The 19,348-nt window shown below is 65.1% G+C and carries 18 protein-coding genes and 1 pseudogene; 12 read left to right on the plus strand and 7 right to left on the minus strand.

Going from position 1 to position 19,348, the window contains the following annotated elements; translation table 11 throughout:
• The first annotated feature begins 671 nt into the window (after window positions 1-671).
• The 6 genes and pseudogenes from ITX31_RS14485 to ITX31_RS14510 all read left to right on the plus strand — a co-directional run.
• Entirely contained in the window at window positions 672-1,919 is a 1,248-nt protein-coding gene (locus tag ITX31_RS14485) for an MFS transporter (protein WP_194784083.1), read from the plus strand.
• Window positions 1,909-2,667 (plus strand): MerR family transcriptional regulator, encoded by a 759-nt coding sequence (locus tag ITX31_RS14490; RefSeq protein ID WP_194784084.1) that lies wholly within the window; start codon window positions 1,909-1,911, stop codon window positions 2,665-2,667. Before ITX31_RS14485 ends, ITX31_RS14490 begins: the two co-directional genes overlap by 11 nt.
• Window positions 2,668-3,343: 676 nt before the next feature.
• Complete coding sequence (locus tag ITX31_RS14495; RefSeq protein ID WP_323745699.1) at window positions 3,344-3,802, plus strand: transporter substrate-binding domain-containing protein; 459 nt, start codon at window positions 3,344-3,346, stop codon at window positions 3,800-3,802.
• Between the two features lie 29 nt (window positions 3,803-3,831).
• Window positions 3,832-4,770, plus strand: a complete 939-nt coding sequence (locus tag ITX31_RS14500) for a cation transporter (protein ID WP_194784085.1) — start codon at window positions 3,832-3,834, stop codon at window positions 4,768-4,770.
• Window positions 4,771-5,191: 421 nt separating this feature from the next.
• Window positions 5,192-5,692 (plus strand): hypothetical protein, encoded by a 501-nt coding sequence (locus ITX31_RS14505; RefSeq protein WP_194784086.1) that lies wholly within the window; start codon window positions 5,192-5,194, stop codon window positions 5,690-5,692.
• A gap of 102 nt (window positions 5,693-5,794) precedes the next feature.
• Window positions 5,795-6,151, plus strand: a pseudogene (locus ITX31_RS14510) (RidA family protein); the annotation flags it as partial.
• On the opposite strand, the gene ITX31_RS15920 reads toward ITX31_RS14510, so the two are convergent.
• Genes ITX31_RS15920 through ITX31_RS14525 form a run of 4 tightly spaced genes read right to left on the minus strand, consistent with a single transcriptional unit; the run spans window position 6,095 to window position 9,589 of the window.
• Window positions 6,095-6,256, minus strand: a complete 162-nt coding sequence (locus ITX31_RS15920; protein WP_228529500.1) for a hypothetical protein — start codon at window positions 6,254-6,256, stop codon at window positions 6,095-6,097. The pseudogene ITX31_RS14510 and the gene ITX31_RS15920 sit on opposite strands and share 57 nt — an antisense overlap.
• Window positions 6,253-7,269, minus strand: coding sequence for a TIGR03842 family LLM class F420-dependent oxidoreductase (locus ITX31_RS14515; protein ID WP_194784088.1), 1,017 nt, complete (start codon window positions 7,267-7,269; stop codon window positions 6,253-6,255). The genes ITX31_RS15920 and ITX31_RS14515 overlap by 4 nt, the downstream gene beginning before the upstream one ends.
• Window positions 7,270-7,277: 8 nt before the next feature.
• Window positions 7,278-8,699, minus strand: a complete 1,422-nt coding sequence (gene hydA / locus ITX31_RS14520) for a dihydropyrimidinase (protein WP_194784089.1) — start codon at window positions 8,697-8,699, stop codon at window positions 7,278-7,280.
• Window positions 8,700-8,740: 41 nt separating this feature from the next.
• Complete coding sequence (locus ITX31_RS14525) at window positions 8,741-9,589, minus strand: nitrilase-related carbon-nitrogen hydrolase (protein WP_228529365.1); 849 nt, start codon at window positions 9,587-9,589, stop codon at window positions 8,741-8,743.
• 338 nt (window positions 9,590-9,927) lie between these two features.
• Between ITX31_RS14525 and ITX31_RS14530 the strand changes: the two genes are divergently transcribed.
• The 3 genes from ITX31_RS14530 to ITX31_RS14540 are packed head-to-tail and all read left to right on the plus strand — an operon-like array spanning window position 9,928 to window position 12,789.
• Window positions 9,928-10,950, plus strand: a complete 1,023-nt coding sequence (locus ITX31_RS14530; protein ID WP_194784090.1) for a putative F420-0 ABC transporter substrate-binding protein — start codon at window positions 9,928-9,930, stop codon at window positions 10,948-10,950.
• On the plus strand, window positions 10,943-11,998 hold the full coding sequence (locus tag ITX31_RS14535) for a putative F420-0 ABC transporter permease subunit (protein ID WP_194784091.1): 1,056 nt from the start codon (window positions 10,943-10,945) through the stop codon (window positions 11,996-11,998). The genes ITX31_RS14530 and ITX31_RS14535 overlap by 8 nt, the downstream gene beginning before the upstream one ends.
• Window positions 11,995-12,789, plus strand: a complete 795-nt coding sequence (locus ITX31_RS14540; protein WP_194784092.1) for an ABC transporter ATP-binding protein — start codon at window positions 11,995-11,997, stop codon at window positions 12,787-12,789. Before ITX31_RS14535 ends, ITX31_RS14540 begins: the two co-directional genes overlap by 4 nt.
• 43 nt (window positions 12,790-12,832) lie before the next feature.
• On the opposite strand, the gene ITX31_RS14545 is transcribed toward ITX31_RS14540, so the two are convergent.
• The 3 genes from ITX31_RS14545 to hisS all read right to left on the minus strand — a co-directional run bounded on the left by ITX31_RS14545 (window position 12,833) and on the right by hisS (window position 16,173).
• Window positions 12,833-13,765 carry a coenzyme F420-0:L-glutamate ligase gene (locus ITX31_RS14545; RefSeq protein ID WP_194784337.1) on the minus strand — a complete coding sequence of 311 codons (933 nt, stop codon included), beginning with the start codon at window positions 13,763-13,765 and terminating at the stop codon, window positions 12,833-12,835.
• Window positions 13,762-14,766 (minus strand): TIGR03557 family F420-dependent LLM class oxidoreductase, encoded by a 1,005-nt coding sequence (locus ITX31_RS14550; RefSeq protein WP_194784093.1) that lies wholly within the window; start codon window positions 14,764-14,766, stop codon window positions 13,762-13,764. The genes ITX31_RS14545 and ITX31_RS14550 overlap by 4 nt, the downstream gene beginning before the upstream one ends.
• A gap of 63 nt (window positions 14,767-14,829) precedes the next feature.
• The gene (hisS, locus tag ITX31_RS14555) at window positions 14,830-16,173 is read right to left on the minus strand and encodes a histidine--tRNA ligase (RefSeq protein ID WP_194784094.1); all 1,344 of its coding nucleotides are present in this window, start codon (window positions 16,171-16,173) and stop codon (window positions 14,830-14,832) included.
• A 196-nt stretch (window positions 16,174-16,369) separates the two neighbouring features.
• Between hisS and ITX31_RS14560 the strand changes: the two genes are divergently transcribed.
• The 3 genes from ITX31_RS14560 to ITX31_RS14570 all read left to right on the plus strand — a co-directional run bounded on the left by ITX31_RS14560 (window position 16,370) and on the right by ITX31_RS14570 (window position 19,343).
• Window positions 16,370-17,134 (plus strand): peptidylprolyl isomerase, encoded by a 765-nt coding sequence (locus tag ITX31_RS14560; protein ID WP_194784095.1) that lies wholly within the window; start codon window positions 16,370-16,372, stop codon window positions 17,132-17,134.
• 53 nt (window positions 17,135-17,187) lie between these two features.
• On the plus strand, window positions 17,188-18,618 hold the full coding sequence (locus ITX31_RS14565) for a DUF349 domain-containing protein (RefSeq protein ID WP_323745700.1): 1,431 nt from the start codon (window positions 17,188-17,190) through the stop codon (window positions 18,616-18,618).
• Between the two features lie 95 nt (window positions 18,619-18,713).
• Window positions 18,714-19,343, plus strand: coding sequence for a hypothetical protein (locus ITX31_RS14570; protein ID WP_194784097.1), 630 nt, complete (start codon window positions 18,714-18,716; stop codon window positions 19,341-19,343).
• Window positions 19,344-19,348 lie beyond the last annotated feature (5 nt).

A 19,348-nucleotide genomic window follows, 5' to 3' on the forward strand; every position in this document is an offset into this window, starting at 1 on the left:
GCTGGCGTTATTAGTCCCAGCCTGCAGCTCGCCGAACAGTCGCCGCCAGCTCGCTTGCTGGAATGTCGGAGGAATCCAACACGAGGTCGTCCATGTCTGCGGCTTTCAGAATTTATGACAGTTCCTCGACTCGATCCCGATGCCAGAGCAATCCTTCAGGATCGTTGCGGTGGCGGAAGAGCAGACGTGAATCCAGTACGTCTGAACGAGCAACGAGGCGGCACACAAACATTCCCTCAGAACCAAGTGCGTCAACGTAGCGAGCTATTTCAGCTTCTGCTTCAATGACCCCCGCGATGATGAACCGCTTTGCGCCTGCAGCCCGATAATTGTCGGTAAGGCTTTGAAGATTGAGCAGCTCGAGTTCGTGGTTGAACCGGTGAATTTGGCGCGGGGCTTAACCTTCGAATTGCGTCCAGATCGATGACTACATGACATCCCCGTTCGGCCGCACCTATCGCTTCCGCGAGAGTTGATTTCCCGACGCCGACGGTTCCATTCACGAAGATCGAGTCCATGCCCTGATCTTCTCAAGAACGCAGCAGTTGTACCTGATAGGCGCCCGCAAGCCGGTCTCTCAGCGCGACACGCTGCGGAGCACGCCGAGAGATGTGGCGCCCAGAGCGGTCCGGACTTGACCCCGCCGCAACGTCATAGTTCTGACTGGTTGTATGACGTTCATACCACTCTCGTACCTCACCTCCTACTTCTTGTCTCTTCTGGGCAATTCGATCGCCGGCATCGCTCTCCCTCTTGTCGTCCTACAGGTCACCGGGAGCGTACTCGGCATGGGTGTGGTGGCGGCAGCTACCGCAGTCCCTGCTGTCCTTGCTGGCCTCGTCATGGGGGTAGTGATCGACCGGATAAATCGGCGGACGTCATCCGTCGTCACTGACCTCGTCTCTGGCCTGTCGATCGCGGCTTTGCCTCTTATCGACGTGGTATTTGGGCTGAGCATCGGCTGGTTCGTGTTGTTCGGCATCCTGGGTTCGCTCGGGGATGTGCCCGGCATGACCGCGCGGGACGCCCTCCTTCCCGCCATCGTGCGACATGGTTCGCTCAGCGCCGAGCGCTTGTTGGGGATCCGCGAGACGCTCGGCGCAGTCGCGATGCTTGTGGGCCCCGCTGCCGCCGGCACTCTCATGGCGCTGTTCGGCGGAGCAGCGGTGCTCTGGATCACCGGCGCGACATCCCTACTTGCCGCGCTCGTAACCCTGCTCATTCCGCATCGAGTCGGCGCCATCACTGCCAGAGGCACTCGATCGAGCAATGCCTGGAGCGAGATGCGCAACGGGTGGCGAGTGCTGTTCCGCACGCCCTTCCTGGTGGCGACGACCCTGCTCAGCGTCGCCTCGGTCGCCGTGCTGGTGGCCCTGCAGGGGTTAATCCTGCCTGTGTACTTCTCGCTACTGGACCAGCCAGGTCTCCTCGGCTTCGTCCTGACCGCTTTGTCGGCTGGGCTGCTGGTTGGCGGCGCGGTATACGCCGCTGCCGGCTCTCGCGGTCGGCGCCGGTTCTGGTTCGTGTCCGGACTCGTGGGCACCATGCTCGGGGTCGGCATCCTCGCCACGCTCTCGACGATCTGGATCGTCTTCAGCGGTGCATTCGTCATCGGTCTGTCGAGCGGACTGTTCAGCAGCCTGATTGGCGTACTCATGATCGAGCGCATTCCCGAGCAGATGCGAGGACGAGTCATGGGAACCCAGAACTCGATCATGACTGCAGCACCACCCCTCGCCCTCGTCGCGGCGGCGGTGCTGACCGAATATACGACGCTCAACGTCGCCGCCATCGCGATTGCCGGCATCTGGCTGGTCGCCCTGGTCGGCGGACTGTTCGCACGGTCGTTGCGTAATCTGGAGCCACGAGCAGAACTAACAGAACGCGAGGATTTGGTGGTGGCACGCGATGCGCAGTAGCGAACTCGCCCAGCTCTCCGGGCTCACCGTCCGCGCTTTGCGGCACTACCACCAGGTCGGGGTCCTCGACGAGCCCCGACGCTCGAGCAACGACTATCGAGAATATGACGTCCATGACCTGGTGCGCGTCCTGCGCATCAAGCGTCTCGCCGCCTTGGGCATCCCGCTCGAGCGGATGCCGGCCCTGCTCGACGACAAAGAGAAAGATGCCGGGAAGCTTCTCGACGAGCTCGAGGCCGAATTGACCCAGCAGATTGATCGGCTCATCGCTCAGCGCAACCTCGTCGTAAGCGTCCGCGCGCACCGAGCAACGCCTGACCTGCCACCCGAACTCGCTCCGTTCGTCAAATTATTCGCTAACGCCCAGTTGCCGACGGATGTCTCGAGAGCCGATCGTGATCAGGCCGTGCTCCTCGCCCATCTCGCGGGAGACGACGGGATGCCCCACATCGTGCGGATCTACGAGCGGCTCAGCGCGCCCGACCTCATTCCCGTGGTGTCATCGCTCGTCGAACGCTTCGCGCATCTCGACCCGGGGACGTCGGAAGAAGACGCGGATGACCTCATCGACACCTTCGTGGGTACCATGCAGCCCATTCTCGCCAGCGTCGCAGAATGGGAGCGTCCGAACACCTTGCATCGGACTGCCCACCTGCTAGACGAACAGACCGCCGGCCTGTTCAACGCGCGGCAGCGTGCGGTGCTAGGGGCTATAGAGCAGAGACTCGATTCGGGAGATGCGCCGTAGCGAGGCGCACCGGCCGCAGCCAAAGCGGATTCGCGTCCCCGCTGAATCCGCGCCGGCAAGCCGGTCCTCCACCGCGACATTGATGAGCGAGAGCTCATACATGTGCGCCAATAACCCGAGGAAGATTGAATCCGTGTTCCCCCGGGCTCATTGCTGTGCCGTTTACGGATCCCTGAATGCTCACCGCGTTGATCGGTCTGGATCCCGAAGATCATTTCCCCGCTCTCGCCATAGTCTTCACGCTGGCCCTGAACAATCGAGGCAGGACAAATCACGAGGGTGACACCTGTGACGACCTGAACTGTATGGCCAACCCACAACCATGGGCGGGCGTTGTCACTTTGTGCACTCACTAAGCCAGCCACTGAGGACAGGACCAGCGCACAGGCACCGGTCTGGTACGCCTTCTTGCGTTTCAGTCTTCCAGCCGTCATGACACCCTTAATGTGTGAAAGCCCGATTCGGGGACCGCAGCTCGGAATAGGCCCCACAAGGCTTACCGTCCCACCGTCGCGACGGATCAGCCGACCATCAACCGCGGCACCATCATGCATGGACCGATCCACCACCGTCGGTATCCTGCTCGGAGTGCCTAGCAGTACCGCATACGGGATCGATGCGTGACATCCCCGCGGGCTGTGCCTACTGTCAGTGGATGAGAAGGATGCTTCGCAGTGTGCCCGCTACTGTCGCGCTCCTAGCTGTGGTCGGGTGTGTGGGTCACTTCCCCGCCGATCCTGATCAGACCCTGACGGATGTGACCGGTGGGACGCTGCGGGTTGGCGCGTCCGTGAACCCTCCATATGTCGAGGATCAGGGACGGCACCTGTCCGGTAGCGAAGTCGAACTCGTCGAGCATTACGCGCAAACCCTCGACGCGAACATCGAATGGACGCAGGGCGGTGAGGAAGACCTAATGGGCCGGCTGGAGCACGGCGAACTCGATCTAGTGATCGGCGGTCTGACCGACAAGACCCCCTGGACGAAGAAAGCCGGGCTGACCCGCCCCTACACCGAATCGACTGACGCATTTGGCTCCCGGCACAAGCACGTCCTCGCTGTTCCGCTAGGCGAAAATGCGTTTCTTCTCGACCTCGATACGTACCTGCAGGAGCGCAGGCAGGCACGCCAGTGACGTCGACGGCCCCCGCTCGGCAGGAGCAGATGCCCGCAGACGTCGCCCGGATATTGCGCCGGGCGATCCGGCTCGAGTGGGCCACGATGGGAGTCCTGGCCCTTAGCGTCACCATCATCTTCCTGGTACTCGGCAACTCACAGGCCATGAAAACAGCTTGGATCGAGGATATGCTCTCCTTCATCCCGCCGATCACGTTTCTCGTCGGCATCCGGGTTGCCGGGAAACCCGCGACACGAGAACGCCCCTTCGGGCATCATCGGGCCATTGGTATCTCCCATCTCGTGGCGGCAACCGCCCTGGCAGGGATGGGCTGCTACCTCATCATCGACTCGGGCCTCAAACTCGTCACAGCCGAACATCCCACTATCGGCGGGATCACCCTTTTCGGGCACACTCTCTGGCTGGGCTGGCTCATGATCGCAGCGATGATCCTCACCTCCATCCCGCCGGTGATCCTGGGCCGCATGAAACTTAAACTCGCCGCACCCCTGCATAACAAGGTCCTGTTCGCCGACGCCGACATGAACAAAGCAGACTGGATGACTGGTGCCGCCGTCATCATCGGCGTGACCGGCATAGGACTCGGCCTGTGGTGGGCCGACGCGGCGGCCGCGCTCGTCGTCGCGCTCTCCATCCTCCGGGACGGCCTCGTGAACGTGCGCTCCGCCGTCCGAGGACTGCTCGACGCACGGGCCACCACCTACAACGACACCGAACCGCATCCCCTCCTGAAGGCCACCCAGGACTACCTGGATTCCCTTGACTGGATCAAAGACGCCGGCGTCAGGATGCGCGATGAAGGACAGGTCTTCCACGTCGAAGCCTTCATCGTCCCCAGGGCGCCGAACCGGATTCGCCTCCACAACCTTGCACAAGCCCGCACCGGCATCAAAAACCTGGACTGGAAGATCAGAGACGTCACCATCGTTCCCGTCCACCAGATCCCAGACGTCACCCGCGCCTGAGCACGGGAACGCCCTGCACGTCCGCAGACCGTATGGCCCATTCCATCGGTGCAACCCAGCGCAGTGGCAGAAGGACCCACATCGCTGCGGCCAAACCCGATCTCGGCCCCCGTAGGCCTTTCCTTCAACCTGACGTACGCCAGGCATGCGAGTACTTGAGGCGTACCATTAGGCGATCCCTCTGTGGGACCTGCGGGGGCCGAAATGATTCTTGGGGTAGGTTTCATTGTTCAGGGCGCGTGCCCGTGCATGGAGGGGGACCATTGCAGACATCGAACGAAGGCCCTGCAAAGGGACGATCTGAAGCATCCAGCGGATCCAGTCTTCATTCGGCGGAGCGACCGGGCGCAACCCACCGGTGGCATCGGCCCGACCAGTAGCCGCCGGCGTGTGGATATGCGCCGCCGGCTCACTGATTTGGTTGCTGATTGCCGGGGAACTGGATGCTGCACTGGGCGCTGCACCCTGGCTGGCTCTGCTGTCGTGGTTTGTTTACGCATCACAGTGGCGGCCATGCCTGCGCGTCAACGGCACAGGGTTCGAGGTGATCAATGGTTTGCGCGACCACCAGATACCCTTTGGCGCTGTGAACGACGTCGAGGTCCGGTACGCCACAGCGATATGGGCAGGGGACAAAAAGTACGTGAGCTGGGTTGCCCCAACACCGCCGTCCGCATTCGGGTCCGAATTTCACCATGGAGCAAACCTGGGGAGCAGTTTCACCGCACTCCCGGTCAACGAACGCATCAGCAACAATCCGGAGACGAAGGGCGGACGTGACGCCATCGCCGCCGCGTGGCAGCGAGCCCGATCCGCTGGGTTCACCCCCACACACGGGGCCGTCGCCTCCAGATGGAACACGCACGTTGTCGTCGTCGGGTTGCTCGCAGCTGGCGCAGTAGTTGCCGCAGCTTTGATGTGAATGCAGGTCCGGACACCACTAGAGGTTTCGTCAGGCGATCCCTGGTGCGGATCCAGCGCTGTTACTGTGCCTCAGTCTGGCTCATTCATAGAAAGGCCATCCATGGCGACCGCAGTAAGCCTTATCCGTTCAGCCTCTCTCAGTGATGCGGCGCAGTACGCTTACGCAGCGACAACGCCCAACAACTCTCGTCTGATCTTCCTGGCCGGCGCTTGTCCCTTGAACGTCGATGGCACTACCGCGGGCATCGGCGACTATTCGGCACAGGCTGCGAAGGCTGTGGAGAATCTGGATATAGCCCTCGATGCTGCCGGGGCCGGACTCCAGGACGTCGTTTTCACCCGTGTTCTTGTGGCAACGATGGATAGGACTGATCTAGTGGAGGCGTGGAACGTGGTCCGATCAGCTTTTGGCGACCACGACGTTCCGAGCACTCTTGTTGGCGTCACAATACTCGGCTCCTACCGCCTTGTACGCTTCCCAGGCCAGGACGGGCAGCAGCACCCCGCCGATCCCCCACACAAACGCGGAGGGGCGCCGCCGCCGTCGGACGTCCGTTTTCATGCCTTCGCAGCCACGTGGTCTCGCAGGGCGGGGATCACCGTCTCCCCGTAGACGCGCAGGGTTTCCTCCTTGTTGTCATGCTGGAGGTATCCCGCGAACTGCGTGACGCCCAGAGCCTTGAGCTTCTCCAGCTTCTCCATGTGCTCTTCGGCGGTGCCCAGGATGCAGAACCGGTCCACGATCTCGTCCGGCACAAAGTCGGTGTGGGTGTTCCCGGCCCGTCCGTGCTCGTTGTAGTCGTAGCCCTGACGTCCGGCAATGTAGTCGGTCAGAGCCTGCGGAACGGAAGAATCCGAACCGTACTTGGACACGATGTCCGCCACATGGTTGCCCACCATGCCGCCGAACCAGCGGCACTGGCTGCGCATGTGCTCCCAGTCCGTGCCGATGTACATGGGCGCTGCCACGCAGAAGGAGATGCTGTCCGGGTCCCGGCCGGCGTCGGCCGCTGCCTGCCGGACGGTGCGGATCATCCATTCGGCAATGTCCACGTCCGCCAGCTGGAGGATGAACCCGTCGCCCACCTCTCCGGTGAGTTTCAGCGCCAGCGGGCCGTACGCCGCCACCCAGATTTCGAGCTCGGACCCCTTGCTCCAGGGAAACTGGAGCGTAGCGCCGTTGTATTCAACGGGCCGGGAATTGGCCAGCTCGCGGATCACGTGGATCGACTCCCGCAGCGTCTTGAGCGTGGTGGGAGCCCCGTTGGTGACCCGCACCGCCGAATCCCCGCGCCCGATCCCGCAGACCGTCCGGTTGCCGTACATTTGGTTCAGCGTGGCGTACGTGGATGCGGTCACCGTCCAGTCCCGGGTGGCGGGGTTGGTGACCATCGGACCGACTTTGATGGACCGCGTCTCGGCCAGGATCTGGCTGTAGATCACGTAGGGCTCCTGCCAGAGCAGGTGCGAGTCGAAGGTCCACACGTAGTCGAACCCATGCTCCTCGGCTTTCTTGGCCAGTGCCACCGTCCGCTGGGCGGGAGGATTGCACTGCAGTACTGCACCGAATTCCATGTTTCCCCCTAGACCAGGTACTGGCTCGTTGCGCGGCGGACGTACTGCCCGTGGCCCTTGCTGCCCAGGTACTCGTTGTTGTTGACGACCACCCGGCCCCGGGACATCACGGTGTCCACATGGCCTTCGATCTCATAGCCCTCCCACGCGGAGTAGTCCATGTTCATGTGGTGGGTCTTTTCCACCCCGATGGAGGTGTGGCCGTTCGGATCATAGATCACGACGTCGGCATCGGCTCCGGGGGCGATCACACCCTTGGTGCCGTACATGCCGAACATGCGTGCCGGCGTCGTGCTGGTGATCTCCACCCAGCGTTCAAGGCTGATCTTCCCGTCCACGACTCCCTGGTACATCAGGTCCATCCGGTGCTCCACCGAACCAATGCCGTTGGGTATCTTGGAGAAGTCCCCGACGCCCATGTCCTTTTGGCCTTTCATGCAGAACGGACAGTGGTCCGTGGCCACCATCTGGATGTCATTGGTGCGCAGCGACTGCCACATGTGGTCCTGGTGGTGCTCATGCTTGGACCGCAGCGGAGTGGAACAGACCCATTTGGCACCCTCGAAGCCGTCGGCTCCCAGCTGGTCCTCGAGTGAGAGATAAAGGTACTGCGGGCAGGTTTCCCCGAAGACATTCTGGCCGTTGTCCCGGGCGGCGGCCAGCTGCTCCACCGCCTGTTTGGCGGACACATGGACCACGTAGAGCGGCGCCCCGGTGAGGTTGGCGAGCATGATCGCCCGGTGGGTGGCTTCCTCTTCCATCTGCCAGGCGCGGGCAACGCCATGGTAGTAGGGGTCGGTTTTGCCCTGGGCCAGCAGTTCGGCCACCATGGCGTCGATCGCCGGACCGTTTTCAGCATGCATCATGGTCATCAGCCCGGTTTCGGCCCCGACGCGCATTGCCTTGTAGATTTGCGCGTCGTCGCTGTAGAAGACACCGGGGTAGGCCATGAACAGCTTGTAGCTGGACACGCCTTCTTCCGGCAGGGTTTCCATCGCCTTCAGCGAGTCATCATTGACGTCGCCGATGATCTGGTGGAAGCCGTAGTCGACGGCGCACTGGCCGGCCGCCTTTTCATGCCAGGCGGCGAGGCCGTCCATCACGCGTTCGCCGTACCGCTGGATCGCGAAGTCCACGATCGTCGTGGTTCCGCCCCAGGCCGCTGCCCGCGTGCCGGTCTCGAAGGTGTCGGAGGCCTCGGTGCCGCCGAAGGGCATTTGCATGTGGGTGTGCGCGTCGATCCCGCCGGGGATCACGTACTTTCCGGTGGCGTTCAGGACGGTGTCCACCGAGCCGGCGAGGTCGTGTCCCAGCAGTGTGGAGCCCGGTGCCAGGACCGCGGCGATTTTCTCTCCGTCCACCAGGACATCCGCAGCGCTGCGGCCGGTGGCGGTGACGACGGTGCCACCGGAGATCAGTGTTGTTGCCATAGGGCGTTTCCTTGCCTTCCTCTTGGGATTGTCCGGTGGACCTACGGTGCGGTGATGGGGTTGTAGGCGTCCGGACGCCGGTCCCGGTAGAACTGCCAGTTGTTCCGTGCGGTGCGGACAAGATCCATATCCAGGTCACGGATCATCAGCTCTTCACCGTCCCGGGCACCGACCTCACCCACGTAGTTGCCCTGCGGATCGGCGATGTAGGAGGTGCCGTAGAAATCCACTGCTTCCTCACCGAATTCATTGGTTTCCTCCCCTACCCGGTTGGGGACCACCACGAAGTAGCCGTTGGCAGCCGCGGCGGTGGGCTGCTCAAGTTCCCAGAGCCGGTTGGAGAGCCCGGGCTTGGAGGCATTCGGATTGAACACCAGCTGGGCACCGTTCAGGCCCAGGACCCGCCAGCCTTCTGGAAAATGCCTGTCGTAACAGATGGTGACGCCGACTTTTCCCACTGCCGTGTCGAAGACGGGCCAGCCGAGGTTTCCCGGACGGAAATAGAACTTCTCCCAGAACTTCTCCACATGCGGAATGTGGTTCTTGCGGTATTTGCCCAGGTATGTTCCGTCGGAGTCGATAACCGCCGCCGTGTTGTAGTAGACGCCCGGCTGCTCTTCCTCGTAGACGGGAAGGATAATCACCATGTTGTGCTCTGCGGCCAGTTTGGAAAACCGCTCAGTCAGCGGTCCCGGAACAGCCTGGGCGTACTCGTAGTACTTGCTGTCCTGGACAATTCCGAAATACGGCCCGTGGAAGAGTTCCTGGAAACAGATAACCTGCGCGCCTTCCGCTGCGGCGCGGCGGACAAAGTCCTCATGCTTGGCAACCATGGACTCCTCGTCCCCGGTCCAGGTGGTCTGCGTCAGTGCGGTTCGAACGATCGTCAAAACATCCTCCACAATCCGGCGGCCGGGCCGCCCGTTTCGCAAAAAGGCCGCATGGGCTTTTCACCATCTTTTGGGCTGAACATTTCTCCTGCGTTTCGGAGGCATTAAAGCTGCGGTGCAGCTCCGTTCTCCGTGCCCGCCATCCTTGGCTACGAGGACGAGTTCTGCAAGAGTGTAGAAATCGCCGCCGGTGCGCTTTCTGCCCGGCAGGCGGCAACCGTTTACCGGCCCGATTGGCCGGGGATCAGCAGGCCTTGATTTGGGCCCAGCCGCACCTTTTCCGCGGGCACGGCAGTCCGCGGAACCACCGCCCGGATCACTTCTCCCTGCGAGGTTTTATGGCTCCCCCGTTCCCTGTTTCATCCGGCTTCCTGCGCCCGGCCGCGGTTGCCGTCCTCGCCGTCCTGGCCCTGACCGGCTGCGCCGGCGCGTCCCCGGATCCGGCCCGGGCCCAAAGTCCCGAGGCCACGGCGTCCAACACAACGGATCCCGGATTCCCGCTGGAACTGGACAACTGCGGCACCGAAGTCTCCCTCGATGCTCCCCCGGAGCGCGTGGTGACCATCAAATCCACCTCCACCGAGCTGCTCCTGGCCCTGGGCCTGGGCGAAAAAATTGTTGGTACTGCCTACTCTGACGGTCCGGTGCCCGATGCCTGGACCGGCTCACCGGTTCCGCCGGTCCTGGCCGAAAAGGTGCCCTCCCGGGAGGCGGTCCTGGGGCTCGCGCCGGACCTGGTCTTTGCCGGCTGGGAATCGAACTTCTCCGCCGACGGGGCGGGAGAACGTGCCCGGCTCGCGGACCTGGGCGTAGCGACCTATGTATCACCGGCTGCCTGTCTGGAAGACGGGTACCGGCCCAGCCCACTGACGTTCGACGACGTTTTTGCCTCCATCGAAGAAGCCGGGGAACTGTTCGGAGCACCCGATGCTGCAGCGGAACTGGTTGAAGCACAGCGGGCCGAGCTGGAGACGCTCTCCCCGTCCGGCATGGGGTACACCGCCCTCTGGTACAGCTCCGGATCCGACACCCCTTATGTGGGGGCCGGCAGCGGAGCACCCGCCCTGCTGATGGAATCCGCGGGACTGGAGAACATAGCAGCCGGGATCGACGCGGGCTGGAGTCCCTACTCCTGGGAGGCCGTTGCCGAGGCGGACCCGGACGTCATTGTGCTGGTCGACTCCGCCTGGGGAAGCGTGGAGAAGAAGAAGGCAGTGCTTGAGTCCCACCCTGTGATTTCGCAGCTTCGGGCCGTCCGGGAAGGCCGCTACCTGGTGGTTCCGTTCGCTGCCTCCGAAGCAGGAGTGCGCAACGTTGAAACCGTTCGCTCCCTGACCGAGCAGCTGGCCGCCCTTGACTGACACCCTCGCCCGCCCCGGGGCACCCGCCCTCGAACGTCCCGCCCGGACGCCCCGCTCCCGTGCCTGGCTGGCGGGTGCCGCCCTGGGACTGGCGCTGCTGGCCGCCGGGCTCTGGGCGCTCACAGTGGGGCCTGCCGGCCTGGGAGTGAAGGAGGCGTGGCTCGCGCTGGCAAGTCCGGGCAGCGGATCCCTGACACCGCTGCAGGAGGCTATCGTGCGGGACCTCAGGCTGCCCCGCGTGCTGACAGCCGCGGCGGTCGGTGCCGGCCTGGCCCTGAGCGGCGCGGTGATCCAGGCGCTGACCCGCAATCCGCTGGCCGACCCCTACCTGCTGGGTTTGAGCTCCGGAGCCAGCCTGGGAGCGGTGACAGTGCTGCTGCTGGGTGCAGCCGTCGTGCTTCCCGTCGCGGCGTTCGCCGGAGCCATGCTGGCGATGGCCGCCACGCTGGTACTGGCCGGTGCCCTTGGCTCCATCACGCCGACCCGAACCGTGCTGGCGGGGCTGGCGGTATCCTCGCTGGCCGCAGCCGCGGCGTCGTTCGTGGTGTTTTGGACCGCGCAGGGCGATTCATATCGTGAAGTCCTCGGCTGGCTGATGGGATCCCTGGCCGGAGCCACCTGGTCCAGCACCGCGATCGCCCTGCCTGCACTCGCCGCCGTCGGCCTTCCGCTGATGTTCTGCGGCCGCGTCCTGGACGCATTCTCCTTCGGTGACACCGCCGCGTCCGCGCTGGGCGTGCCCGTTCCCGCAGTGCGGTGGACGCTGCTGGGAGGCACCGCCCTGCTGACTGGCGCCATGGTCTCCGTGAGCGGGTCCATCGGGTTCGTGGGGCTGGTGCTGCCACATGCGGTACGGATGCTGGCCGGTGCCTCCAACCGTTCCCTGCTCCCGCTTTCCGCCCTGGCCGGCGCCCTGTTCCTCGTCCTGGCGGACACCGCGGCGCGGACCGTGTTTGATCCCCGGGAGATTCCGGTGGGAATCGTGACGGCGCTGATCGGGGCACCGTTCTTTATCCTGCTGCTGCTCCGCCGCAGGAGCGCCGCATGAGCGCCGAGACGGCCGTGACCGCCGGCGTATCAGCGGAGCGGGTGCGGATAGTGCGCAGCGGCCGGGTGCTGGTGGACGGTGTGGACTGCACCCTTAAGCCCGGTACCTTTACCGGACTGCTGGGCCCCAACGGCGCAGGGAAATCCACGCTGCTCCATCTGCTGGCCGGAGTCCTGGGCCCTGACGACGGAACGGTAAGGCTGCGGGACCGGCCGCTTTCCAGGACCCGGGCGCGGGAGCGGGCACGGAGTATCGCACTCGTGGAGCAGTCCCTGCCGGCTGAGACGTCCCAGCGGGTCCGCGAGGTGGCGGCCCTTGGCCGGACGCCGCACCGCAGCCTGCTGGCCGGGGACAGCCTTCGTGATCTGCAGGTAGTGGAACGTTCGCTGGCGGCAGCCGGGGTGCTCGGTCTCGCGGAGCGGTCCTACTCGACGCTCTCCGGGGGTGAACAGCAGCGGGTGCAGCTGGCACGGGCGCTGGCCCAGGAACCGGCGGTACTGCTGCTGGATGAGCCCACGAACCATCTGGATGCCTCGGCCCAGCTCGAAACCCTGGAGCTGCTGGAGAAGCTCGCCGCGGAGGGGACGGCCGTGGCGGCAGCGCTGCATGACATCAACCATGCGGCGGCAGCCTGTTCGCACCTGATCGTCCTCAGCTGCGGAAAGGTGGTTGCCTCCGGACCGGTGGACTCCGTGCTGACGCCGGAGCTGATCCGCAGTGTCTATGGGGTTCGGGCCGTGGTGCTGCGGCATCCGCTGACCGGACGCCCGCTGATTGCCCTGGGCAGATAGGGCGCCGATGAACCGGCCATCCTGACCCAGGCCAGGCTCAGGCTCAGCGGGAGCCCGTGCTCCGCGCCCGGCGGCGTGCTTCGGCAGCGGCGGCGGCATATCCGGCGGCGTACCCGTCCTCGTAGCCGGCCGCATGCCCATCGTCATACCCGGCGTTGTAACCCGTCTTGGTCCCGGAGCGGCGCCCATCCTCGAAGGCCTCCGCGCTGCCGCGCCGGAACATGTCTTCCCCGGCGGGACGGAGCAGGGCCTTCGCCCCCGGGTCCTTGTCCATGCCGCCCACCGTGACCAGCGTGTCGAGGCCGCGGACCAGGGCCACCGGCAGTCCGGCGGTTTTTCCCTTGACCAGGTCTGCAGCGGCAGCGATCTCATCGGCAACCGCGGACACAGTGGCGGACATCGGCCGGCCGGAGGCATCCGGGGTGCCGCGCAGGTCCAGCAGGACGGTCAGCCCTGCCGCGCCAATCGCGGCATCCGTCTGTCCCTGCCGCCACGGGCGTCCCAGCGTGTCCGTAATAACGACGCCGATGTCCACGCCTAAGTCCTGCTTGAGCCGGCGGCAGATCGCTCGTGCCGAGGCATCCGGGTCCTCCGGGAGCAGGAGCACTGTCCCATCCTCGGTGTTGGAGGCGTCAACACCGGCTGCGGCTGCGACGATGCCCAGCCGGTTCTCTACGATCCGGGTGGTTCCACCGGCGTGCTCGCGGCTGGCCACCACGCGCACCGTCTCCTGCTCAACGGCAGCGTCACGGTCGGAGGCGGGCATGGTGCGGCCTTCCGCCTTGGAGACCACCTTGGAGGTCACCGCCAGGATGTCTCCGCTGCGCAGGTACTTTCCGCAGGCCCGTCCAATGAGGCCGGCCAGGTCATCGCCGGAACGGACTTCCCCGATTCCCTCGACGGGCGTGATGACCATCCGGGTGGCCGGCACGGTGGTTCGGTCCGAAAATTCGGTCAAGACGTGGTCCAGTGTCATCGGTGCAGCTCCGGCAGCACCGACGTGCCAAAAACGTCGATCCATTGGCGCTGGTTACGCCCCACGTTGTGGAGGTACACGCGGTCGAATCCGAGGTCGAGGAATCTCTGGATATAGGCGCGGTGCACGTCCGGGTCCTCGGAGATCAGGAGCCTGCCCTCAAAGTCCTCGGGCCGGACCAGCCGTGCCATCTGCTCCAGCTCGAAGGGCGAGCGGATGTCCGCCTTGGGGAACTTCATGCCGCCGTTGGGCCATTCAGTCATGGCGTTGGCCAGGGCTTCCTCATAGGTCGGAGCCCAGCTCATGTGCAGCTGCAGGACCTTGGGCATGGTGTCCGGGTCCTTGCCGGCCTCGCGGGCACCGGCGTCGAACTTCGCGAACAGGCCCTCGATCTTCTCCAGCGGAGCACCCACGGTGATGAGGCCGTCGGCATGCCGTCCGGCCCGCTTGGCGGTTACCGGCCCCGCCGTGGCTACGAGGATTTCCGGTGCGGCCTCAGGCATGGTCCAGAGCCGGGTGGATTCCATCTTGTAGAACGTGCCGCTGTGGCGGACATCCTTGCCTGCCAGGGACGCGGCGAAGAGCTTGGAGATGATCTCGATCGCCTCGAACATCCGGTTGATCCGCTCCGGTGCCTCCGGCCAGTACTGGGCCGTGACGTGCTCATTCAGCGCCTCGCCGGACCCCAGGCCCAGCCAGTGCCGGCCCGGGTACATGGCTGCCAGGGTTGCGGAGGCCTGCGCAACCATGGCGGGATGCCAGCGGAAGGTCGGGGCGGTCACGCCCGGACCGATGTCCCCTTTGGTTCGCTCCCCCAGTGCCGAGAGCACGTTCCAGACGAAGGCCGACTGGCCCTGCGCCGGAACCCACGGCTGGAAATGGTCTGCCGCCATGACCCCGGAGAAGCCACGCTCCTCCGCGTACGCGGACAGCGCGACCGCTTCACTGGGATGGAACTGCTCGAGCACGGCCGCATAGCCGATCCGCAACGGGGTTTTCATGCAGCCACTATAGGCCAGCCGCATGCCCCGATCGGAGAACGGCGTGTTTCAGCCGTGCAACATTCAGCCGCGCGCGCTGACCTGCGGAAGAAGGTCCTCAGCCGGAGGCGTCCACACCGCCGGATCGGCCTGCACCTGGTCTCCGGACCGGATGTCCTTCACCTCATGCGTTCCGTCTGCGGAGGTGAACCAGACAAAGGGGATGCCGCGGCGGTCGGCGTACTTGATCTGCTTGCCGAACTTCTCCGCCTTCGCAGCAACCTCGACGGCGATGCCGCGTCCGCGCAGCGCGGCGGCGACATCCTGTGCCGCGGACCATGACTCGTCGTCGGCGAGGGTCACCAGGACGGCGGTAGGAACCGAGCGGCTGGCTTCGGCGAATTCCTGGCTGAGGATGCGCATCACCAGGCGGGTGACGCCAATGGAGAGCCCGACGCCGGGGAAGGACCGGCTGCCCTTGGTCGCCAGCGAGTCGTAGCGGCCGCCGGAGCAGATGGAGCCAAGCTGTTCGTGGCCCACCAGCACCGTTTCGTAGACCGTGCCGGTGTAATAGTCCAGGCCGCGGGCAATCGAGAGGTCCGCGATGACCTTGCCCGGCGCCCGGCGGGCTGCCTCGGCGATGACCTGCCGGAGTTCCTCCAGCCCGGTGTCCAGGAGCTCGCTGGTGACGCCGAGGGCGCGGACCTGCTCCACGAAGGACTCGTCCTCGGTGCGGATGGAGGCAAGCTTGAGGGCCAGGGAAGCCTGCTCAGGCGTGGCGCCCAGCTCTTCCTGGAGCAGCTCGGCCACCCGGTCAGCGCCAACCTTTTCAAGCTTGTCGATGCTGCGCAGCACCCCGGCCGTGTCCTCGAGGCCAATTCCGCGGTAAAAGCCTTCGGCCAGCTTGCGGTTGTTCACCCGGATCCGGAAGTCCGGGATGGGCAGCGCACCGAGGGCTTCGGCGATGACCAGCGCCAGCTCGACGTCGTAACGGAACGGCAGCTCGCCGTCGCCCACCACGTCAATGTCCGCCTGCGTGAACTCGCGGGCGCGGCCTTCCTGCGGGCGTTCGCCGCGCCAGACCTTCTGGATCTGGTAGCGGCGGAAGGGGAACGCCAGGTGACCGGCGTTTTCAACCACGTAGCGCGCGAACGGGACGGTGAGGTCGAAGTGCAGGGCCAGCTGGTTGGGATCCTGCTTTGCCGGGGCTTCGCCATCCTCGGCCTGCAGCCGGCTCAGCGCGTAGACTTCCTTGTCGATTTCTCCCTTGCGGAGCAGCTGGCCGACGGTTTCCACGGCGCGGGTTTCAATGTTCGCGAAGCCGTGCAGTTCAAAGGTGCGGCGGAGCACGTCCAGCACATGGAGTTCAACGAGGCGCTCCTGCGGTAGCCATTCAGGGAAACCGGACAGTGAGGCCTTGCGTGCCATGCGGCAGACTCCTTTGGGATCAGGCGGACCGCTGCACGGCGCAGTGCAGCGCGCGGCGGGCCAAATACTGGGAAGGCACATAAGTTACGTGCCTAAACTGGATGCGGCACCCATTTTAGCTGTTTCCGGGCCCCTGACCTCCATCGGAGGCGATCCCGGGACCCTATCCGCTTTCCCAACCCCGAGGAGGACGGCAGTGAAAGCCGGCAGTAAAAGCACCCGGACTTCCCGCCGGCGGCTGGCCCGCAAGGAGGCTAAGGAGGCCTTCGCCCGGGAGCAGCGGAAACGCCGGCTGAGGGACAACGCGTTCGCCGGGGCTGCCGGGGCACTGGCGCTCGCCCTTGCAGTGGCCCTGCAGGTCTTTTGGTTCTCGTCGAACCCCACGGCCGATGACCTGGCTGCACTTCGGCAGGGCGCCCAGGCCGGGCAGGGCGCCTCTGCCATCCCTGATACATCCCTGGCCGCCGGCAAGACGTTTACCGGGACGATGGTCCTCAACGGTGCCGGGGTTGAAGTGGAACTGGACGGCAGCGCAGCCCCGCAGGCAGCTGCGGTCTTCAAGTCCCTGGCCGATTCGTCCTTCTTCGGCGGAAAGGACTGCCACCGGCTGACCACCCAGGACACCATGGGCGTTCTCCAATGCGGTTCCCGGGACGGAACCGGAGCCGGAGATCCGGACTACCAGTGGGGTCCGGTTGAGAACAGCCCGGAAGACGGCGCCTACCCCGCAGGCACCATTGCCGTAGCCCGCGGCGCCACCCCCGACTCCCACGGCACGCAGTTCTTCATTGCCTATAAGGACTCCGTAATAACGCAGGAGACCGGCGGCTACACGATAATGGGTAAGGTAACGTCAGGGCTTGAAGTTCTGGAGGCAATAGCCGCCGACGGCGTGGCTGACGGCGGCCGGGACGGAAGGCCTTCAACCCCGGTGACGATAGATTCGTTTACCCTGAAGTAATGGCTCTGCGGGATTCGCTCAGCGGCCATCCATCGAGTGAAAGACTTTTAGCGGTGACAGACAGTCAGAAATCCGACGAAACCACCGGGAACGTTCCGGAAACGCAGCGGCCCTCAGCTCCCAGCCCGGCAGCTTTTGCTGCCCGGCACCCGGTCCCCGCACCTGCCGCAGCCCGTCCCGGCGCAGCCGCCCCGGCGCCCGTAGTGGCCGCCCCCGCTGCCCACACCACTCCGCTGGAGGAAGCCGCGAAATTCGCCCGCGTCGAGGAGGACGGCCATGTCTTCCTGATCGTAGACGGCGAAGAGTTCCCCGTTGGCCAGTACCCCGATGCCACCCGCGAGGAAGCGCTGGGCTACTTCGTGCGCAAGTACGACGATGCCGTCAGCCAGGTCATCCTGCTGGAACAGCGCCTGGCAGCCAAGGCACCGGCCTCGGACATGCACAAGACCCTGAAGCACCTTTCCGCGCAGGTAGCTGAGCGCAAGATGGTTGGCGACGTCAAGGCGCTGGACGCCCGGATCGCGGACCTGCAGGCCGGTATCAAGGCAGCCGAAGCCGCTGAACGCGCCGAGGCCGAAGCCGTCCGCGCCCGTGAACTCGCCGCCCGCGAAGCGATCGTCGCCGAAGCGGAGGAGATCGCCGCCAGGGACCCGGCCAGCGTCCAGTGGAAGACCAGCAGCAACCGGATGAATGAGCTGTTCGAAGCGTGGAAGTCAGCGCAGAAGAACGGCCCCCGTCTGGGACGCAGCAACGAGGACGCCCTCTGGAAGCGCTTCCGTTCGGCCCGCACCGTCTTTGACCGGCACCGCCGAGCGTACTTCTCCCAGCTGGACAATGAGAACGCCGAAGCCAAGCGGGCCAAGGAAGACCTCATTGCCCGCGCCGAAGCGCTCTCCGACTCCACTGACTGGGGCAACACCGCAGCGGAATACCGCCGGCTTATGGATGAGTGGAAGGCTTCCAAGCGTGCCAGCCGCAAGGACGACGACGCCCTGTGGGCACGGTTCCGTGCCGCGCAGGACAAGTTCTTCGCAGCCCGGCAGGCCGCCAACGAGGTTATCGACGAAGAGTTCGCCGCCAACCTGGTGGTCAAGGAAGCCCTGCTGAAGGAAGCGCAGGAAATCCTTCCGGTCACGGACCTGAACGCCGCCCGCAAGGCACTGCAGTCCATCCGCGACCGGTGGGAAGAAGCAGGCAAGGTTCCGCGTGCTGACATGGGCCGCATGGAAGCGGGCATCCGCAAGGTCGAGGAAGCCGTCAAGGCCGCCGAAGACGAGCACTGGCAGCGCAGCAACCCGGAAACGAAGGCGCGCACCAACAGCGCGCTGACGCAGCTCGAAGCGGCCATCGCCACCCTGCGCGAGGAGCTCGCCGCCGCGGAGAAGGACGGCGATGCCAGGAAGATCGCCAACGCCCGCGAAGCCCTTGAGGCGCGTGAGCAGTGGCTTGAAACCCTGCGCCGTTCAGCCCAGGACTTCTCCTAGCCACAGCCGCAAAGGCCGGACAGGCCCGGACTCCCCTTTTCCACAGGCGGCGTCCGGGCCTTTCGCTTTAACCCGCGGACGGGGAGGCTGGAGGAATGCCTTTCTCCTGCCCGGATCACGGTGCAATCCACGGTGCAATCCCCCAGGTCACCTCCACTGGCGGTGCGGTGTTCCACGCGGGCGAGGTGTTCACGCTTCCCGAGCTGCAGGGTCTGTGCCGCGACGGCCTGGTGAAGCGGGTGTACGGCGAGACGTTCCTGCGGTGGGATGTCCGGGTCTCGCCGCTGGCCAGGGCGCTGGCGGCGCAGCACAGCCTGCCGGAGCAGGTTCGCGGGCGCTACGCCTTCGGCTGGATGAGCGCCGCCTGGATCTTCGGCTGTGCCGATCCCCCGGCCAGGCTGGCGCTGCTCGCCGACTCCCGGCGCAGGAGCACCGCACTGCCGGCCTTCAGCGGAGCGGTGCTGCACGAAGTGGCGCTTGGCCCCGCGGACCGGATGCTGCTCGGCACCGTGCCGGTGACGCATCCGCTGCGGACCGCCTACGACGTCGCACTGCACTTTCCGCCGGAGGAGTCGGTACCGGTCCTGCTGGCCTTGGCCAGGCAAACGGAGCTGAATTGTCCGCCGTCGTACCTGAAGTCCCTGCTGCGCAGCGGCTACCGGATTCCGGGAACCCGGCGCGCACTGGAAGCCGTAGAGCAGGTTGCAGCGGCGCTGGACGGATAAACCGG

Source organism: Arthrobacter gandavensis (assembly GCF_015355785.1).
Lineage (GTDB): Bacteria > Actinomycetota > Actinomycetes > Actinomycetales > Micrococcaceae > Arthrobacter_B > Arthrobacter_B gandavensis_A.